This window comes from Microcoleus sp. Aus8_D2 (genome assembly GCF_036702665.1).
Taxonomy (GTDB): Bacteria; Cyanobacteriota; Cyanobacteriia; order Cyanobacteriales; family Microcoleaceae; genus Microcoleus.
Genome location: NZ_JAUBUN010000041.1, coordinates 62,949 through 68,948 on the forward strand (window position 1 = coordinate 62,949; position 6,000 = coordinate 68,948).

Annotated in this window: 7 protein-coding genes; 1 reads left to right on the forward strand and 6 read right to left on the reverse strand. The window is 46.0% G+C overall.

The features are described 5' to 3' along the window. Positions 1 to 79: 79 nt before the first annotated feature. The 5 genes from QUB64_RS25485 to QUB64_RS25505 form a co-directional block, all read right to left on the reverse strand. Positions 80 to 991, reverse strand: coding sequence for an ABC transporter permease (locus QUB64_RS25485; protein ID WP_333276226.1), 912 nt, complete (start codon positions 989 to 991; stop codon positions 80 to 82). Positions 992 to 1,202: 211 nt separating this feature from the next. Next, positions 1,203 to 2,333: an ABC transporter substrate-binding protein gene (locus QUB64_RS25490; RefSeq protein WP_333276228.1), complete on the reverse strand. Its 1,131-nt coding sequence runs from the start codon at positions 2,331 to 2,333 to the stop codon at positions 1,203 to 1,205. A gap of 337 nt (positions 2,334 to 2,670) precedes the next feature. Next, positions 2,671 to 3,801 (reverse strand): ABC transporter ATP-binding protein, encoded by a 1,131-nt coding sequence (locus QUB64_RS25495; RefSeq protein ID WP_333276230.1) that lies wholly within the window; start codon positions 3,799 to 3,801, stop codon positions 2,671 to 2,673. Between the two features lie 290 nt (positions 3,802 to 4,091). Continuing rightward, complete coding sequence (locus tag QUB64_RS25500) at positions 4,092 to 4,781, reverse strand: DUF4340 domain-containing protein (RefSeq protein WP_333276232.1); 690 nt, start codon at positions 4,779 to 4,781, stop codon at positions 4,092 to 4,094. A 433-nt stretch (positions 4,782 to 5,214) separates the two neighbouring features. After that, entirely contained in the window at positions 5,215 to 5,469 is a 255-nt protein-coding gene (locus tag QUB64_RS25505; RefSeq protein WP_333276234.1) for a hypothetical protein, read from the reverse strand. On the opposite strand from QUB64_RS25505, the gene QUB64_RS25510 reads away from it, so the two are divergent. Continuing rightward, on the forward strand, positions 5,453 to 5,728 hold the full coding sequence (locus tag QUB64_RS25510; protein ID WP_333276237.1) for a hypothetical protein: 276 nt from the start codon (positions 5,453 to 5,455) through the stop codon (positions 5,726 to 5,728). The two genes, QUB64_RS25505 and QUB64_RS25510, sit on opposite strands and share 17 nt — an antisense overlap. On the opposite strand, the gene QUB64_RS25515 is transcribed toward QUB64_RS25510, so the two are convergent. Beyond that, on the reverse strand, positions 5,729 to 6,000 hold a 272-nt coding region (locus QUB64_RS25515), incomplete at its 5' end, for a hypothetical protein (RefSeq protein WP_333276239.1).

The window sequence follows — 6,000 nt, forward strand, 5'->3', positions numbered from 1 at the left end:
TATATATATCAATAACCATTAACTAGCAACTACCAATCAATAACTAATGACTGAGGACTAATGACTAAGGACTTCTTTCCTAAACTGCATTACGATCGCCATATTTGAGTAAAAGTGCAATTCCGATACTCACTGCAAAAATTAATACCATACTCAGAGCCGATCCTAGCCCCCAATTTTGAGTCGCTCCCAAAAACTGATTGTAAATCAAACGAGCCGCTGTCATGCTCGAAGCTCCACCGAGCAACTCTGGATCGACAAAATCGCCCAAACAGCTAATAAATACTAGCAAAGAACCCGCCGCAATCCCAGGCATCGTCTGCGGTACAGTCACTTTCCAGAAAGTTTCTACCGGATTCGCGCCCAAATCCTGAGACGCTTCTAGCAATCTGCGATCGAGCTTTTCCAAGGAAGCGTAGAGAATGGTTACGATATAGGGCAAATAGCTGTAAGCCATGCCGATTAGAACGGCGGAACTTTGATTTAACAATTCTAGAGGAGGTATGCCCAAAAGTCCCAGGAGCGAGTTGAGAACGCCCGTAGGACGCAGAATTGTAATCCAAGCGTACGATCGCAAAAGTGAAGAAGTCCACAGCGGCAACACAAAGCCCAACAACGTTAAATTCCGCCATTTGGGAGAGACATTGAGCGCGATCCAGTAAGCGACGGGAAATCCCAACAGTAAACACAGAATAGTCGTTCCCGTGGCGAAAAAGAGCGATCGACCCATTACCTGCAAATTCAGCGGCTCAAACACTCGCAGGTAGTTAGCGATTCCCGAAGGATTTACCAAATCTCCAGGCTTAATATTCGGTACCAAACTAAGCTGAAAAATCACCAGAGTTGGTATTACTAATAATAAAACCAGAAACAAGCCAGAAGGGCCGAGCAATGCTACTGGCCCTGTCCACTTTGACCACGGGGGGACGGTTTCAGCCTTTGATGCAGAATTGGGAGGAATAGGAGGGGGAGTTTTAGTTGAAACAGCCATAAATAATAGTTTGGATTTTTGATCGGTAGGGGCGGGTTCACCAAAATCTTTAATTTCAAAGCCCGAATTCGTATAAACCCGCCCCCACCCAACGGTAAATCTAAATGTACCAGATCGACTTATTGTCGGAAAAATTGATGCGGGCGATCGACTGTGGGGGCGAGAGTCAGAGATTGTTGGTCAAATTTGCTCTGGCTCCTACAGGTTAGGGTTAACCAGCGGTTAATTTAGTCCAATAGCGATCGTACACGTCGATGAATTTCCCTACCGGAGCCACACCTTCGCAATTTTTCAAAATAGCTTCCGAGGGGAAAAGAATTGGATTTTCTCTAACTTCCGGCGACAATAAACTAAAAGCATCTTCCGAAGGAGTTGAAAAACTCAACCGCTCTACTAAAGAAGCAGCAACATCTGGTTGCAACATAAAGTTAATCCATTTATAAGCTGCTTCGGGATTCGGAGCACCTTTAGGAATTACTAAAGTGTCAGTCCATAGGGAAGAACCGCTGCTTGGCACAACGTAGCGCAATTTGTCATTATCTGGAATTACTTCATTGGCATCAGAAGAGTAACACATGGCTAGTTTCAAATCACCCGTCAGCATTTGCGGCCGCCAAGCGTCTGTCGTAAAAGATGCGATCGACGGTTTTAACTCTACCAACTTTTCGTAAGCTTTTTTGACTTGCTCTGGGTTCGTAGAATTCAGAGAATAGCCCAGCATCCGCAATGCAGCGCCCATGACTTCTCGAACATCACTGGCCAGCGTCATTCGCCTTGCTAACTCTTTTTTGTGTTCCCACAAATAGCTCCAATCTTCAGGAGATTCTTTGAGTTGTTCGCTGTTGTAAATTAGGCCTGTGGTTCCCCAAGCCAAAGCTACGCTGTAGCGGTTTCCTGGGTCATAGACAGGGTTTTGGAACTGTTTTTTTAGCCGATCGAGTCCGCCCAAAATTGAGTGGTCTAATTGAGTCAACAGCCCCAGTTCCGTCATCTGAACCACCATGTAGTCAGACGGGTAAATTATGCTGTAGGCGCGGCCGCCACCAGCTTGAACTCTAGCCAGCATCTCTTCGTTGGAGCTAAATACGTCGGCGACTACGCGAATGCCTGTTTTTTCAGCAAAGCGATCGAGCAAAGCTTTATCGGTATAGCCTGCCCAAGTATAGATGAAAAGTTGGTCGGCAGCACCTTTAACGGGAGGAGCAGATTGTACGTCTGCAAGCCGCCAGCCGCAACTGGAAAGGGCTAACCCGGAAATTGTCGCCGCCGAATTTTTTAGGAACTGACGGCGTGTGGAATTAGCCGGGAAAATCCTGGAAATTGGTAGATTTGTCGGAGGCACAGATTCTAAGATTGGTAATTTGTTGTCTGTTATTGGTGAGCTGTTATTGGTGAGCTGTTATTGGTGAGCTGTTATTGGTAATTTGTTATTGGTGATCAGTTATTGGAACTAACAACTGACAACTCACAACTAATAACTAATAACTAATAACTAACAACTAACAACTAACAACTAACAACTAACAACTAACAACTAACAACTGACTAATTATTTTCGATCGCCCAACGCGAGACAATCAGTAGTTCCCCAGTAAGCATAAATCTGTTATTGGTTATCTGTTATTGGTTATCTGTTATTGGAACTAACAACTAACAACTAACAACTAACAACTGACTAATTATTTTCGATCGCCCAACGCGAGACAATCAGTAGTTCCCCAGTAAGCATAAATCGGCGTGTGCGGGTCTGGGAAAGAGCCGCCCGTATTTGGTTGGCGCACAGTAATTTTATCGCCCGACGCCAACTCAACCACGTAATGAACGTGGGTGCCCATGTACATGATATTTTTGAGCCGCCCTTCAAAACAGTTAACCGACAATTCCGGCTGGTAGAGATTCAGATATACTTTTTCAGGCCGGACGCTAACCACCACAGAGTCACCGATGACGCCATTCCACATATCCGACTGCTGAACGACTATTTTCTGATTTGCTGATGTGCGAACTGTAATAGTCGATCGGTCGATCGACTCCACCGTACCAGAAAACAAATTAGTATCCCCAATAAAATCCGCCACAAAAGCTGTCTGGGGACACTCATAAATTTCTTCAGGCGAACCAATTTGCTCAATTCTGCCCTCGTGCATCACCGCAATCCGGTTAGAAAGACTCATCGCCTCTTCTTGATCGTGAGTCACCATCACAAAAGTCAAACCCAATTCTTGATGCAAATTCGACAATTCCAACTGCATCTGCTTGCGCAACTTCAAATCCAGAGCACCCAGCGGTTCGTCCAGCAGCAGAACCGCCGGTCGATTTACCAGAGCTCTCGCCAAAGCCACCCGCTGCTGTTGGCCACCCGACATTTGACCCGGAAACCTGTTGGCGAAAGATTCCATTTTCACCAATTGCAAAGCTTCCCGCACCCGTTCTTCTACTTCCGATTTCTCCAGCTTTTTAATCCGCAATCCAAAAGCGATATTGTCCCAGACATTCATGTGTCCGAACAGGGCGTAGCTTTGAAACACAGTATTTACCGGACGGCGGTAAGCTGGAGTATTCGTCATCGACTGGCCACGAATCATCAATTCGCCCGCCGAGGGAGTCTCGAAACCAGCGATTAAACGCAGCGTGGTTGTTTTACCGCAGCCGCTGGGCCCGAGAATGCTAAAAAATTCTCCTTGACGAATGCTGAGGTCAACTCCGCGGACTGCGGTTTCGCCGTTAAATACCTTAAAGACCTTGCGGAGTTCAACGTCAAGCGCTGTATCCGTTGCTGTCGTACCTTGGTTGAGTGCTGTCTGAAACATATTCGCCCTTTCCTGGGAGTAATGCACGCCACTTGAATACAGTTTAAATTTAGACTTTTCTGTATTTTAGGCGAGGAATGTTGGAATTGAGAGGTTTTATACAATTTTCGATTTGCGATTTGCGATTTTTGATGGGAATGATTTATTCCATAAGGGTTTGGAGCTTGCTTGCCGTGACATTTTTTGGAGAACTGGTATGAGAATTTATTCCTTAGATTTTATCTCAGAGCGCTACTAGACAATACCAAATCTCCTGTGTCCCGCACCAAATTCGATCGACTTCCATCCATCTATTGATTTTCAGGACTTGGCGTGACAGAGGGCTCGTCAGATCTCTCGGGAGAAGATGTGGGAGATGTTGTGGGAGATGGTGTTTGCGGTTTCTCTTCTGTTTTGGGTGCTTCAGCTTTTTTCCACTCTGACAAAGGTCGCTGGACGGCATTTTTCAAGTCAAAAGGCACTAGCAGCACTGGCAAAGTTTGCGCTGAATTTTGAGGTAGCGCTTCCGCCGGATTGGCTTGAGCATACAAGAAGTGGCCGCTAAAGTCTGTTTTGCCTAAAACTAGGCGGTGAGTTTCCTGGTTGTCCAGCTTGACTGTGACTGTAGCTTGGGGTTGGTCGAGACCGAATTCTGGCAGTTGAGCGGCAGTAATATTAATTGTGCGATCGCTCTTTCCTGTTGCCAGCCTGTCTAGCAAAAAATCCACCGATGCCTGACTCGCGTGTGCTTGCACTGGTAATTTCATTTCCCAGCTCGACTTACCTCCTTTCCTTGCATAAACTCGTTCAAAAGTCAAGATATTTTCCGGAGTTTTGACTGTAAAGAATTGTACGCGATCGGACTTGAAAGTAAAAATTTTATGTTTTTCGTCCTTAGCCGCTTCCTGTTTCGGAGACACTTGCGTCTCATACAAAGAAACCAACCCCGCCATGGTCAGCGCAACGGCTATCAATAGGAATGTATTTTTCTGCAATTTCATAATAACTCGGAATTAGGCACAGTTAGATTTTAGATTTTAGATTTTAGATTTTAGATTTTAGGTTGGGGAATTGGTAATTGGTAATTGGTCATTGGTCATTGGTAATTGGTCATTTTACCCAGAGCGAAGTCGAAGGGTGGTAATTGGTCATTTTAGACTGAGCGAAGTCGAAGGCTGGTCATTGGTCATTTTACCCAGAGCGAAGTCGAAGGGTGGTCATTGGTAATTGGTAATTGGTAATTGGTAAAGTTAGCAGTGATTGTAGGGTGCGTCAGGGCTGAATATTTTGACCTCAAACTAATAATTTCCCCCCTGACGCACCCTAGGGGAATTAGGAATTAGGAATTGGGAATTGGGAATGGGTGGAAAAACAATAAAGAGGCAAATAAATCCCTTAAATCCGTTAAATCAGTTTCAAAATCCGTTGCCTAAATTATCTTCTCTTCCACCAGATAGTGCCGCCAATTCCGAGTCCGAGTAAAGGCCAAATTAGCCAAGCTAAAACCAGCAATCCTACTTGGACGACAGTCATATTAATGCGGCGGTTGGTAGCTTTTTTCGGACTGATAGAAAAGCTTTGCTGGTCTGGTTTACTCAACCAACTGACCGAGTTGAGAAACACGTCGCTATTGAGTTGTTGGTCAAACCAACCGTTAGTCACAAATTGAGATGTGCCAATTACTACCATACGCGATGTTTTTCTAGGAGTTGAAAGCACAGAAGGAGATGCTGTTGGACTGGGAGATACTGTGGGAGATGCTGTCGGTGTTGGCGTGGGAGATGCTGCGGGTGTTGGTGTTACCGAACTTTCGGGAGATGCTGTGGGAGATGTTGTGGGTGTTGGTATGGGCGAACTTTCGGGAGATGTTGTGGGAGATGCTGTGGGTATTGGCGAAATTGTCGGTACTGCTGGGGGGGTAGCTTCTTGGGAGACAATCACCGAATAGCTAATTGGGGAAGCTACGGGCGAAGTTGTTGGAGATGGCGAAGTTGTTGGAGATGGCGAAGTTGTTGGAGATGGCGAAGTTGTTGGAGATGGCGAAGTTTTCGGCGATGGTGTCGGTGATGGTGTCGGTGATGGTGTTGGTGATGTTGTCGGGGATGGGGATGTTGTCGGGGATGGGGATGTTGTCGGGGATGGTGATGTTGTCGGGGATGGGGATGTTGTCGGGGATGGGGATGTTGTCGGGGATGGGGATGTTGTCGGGGATGGGGATGT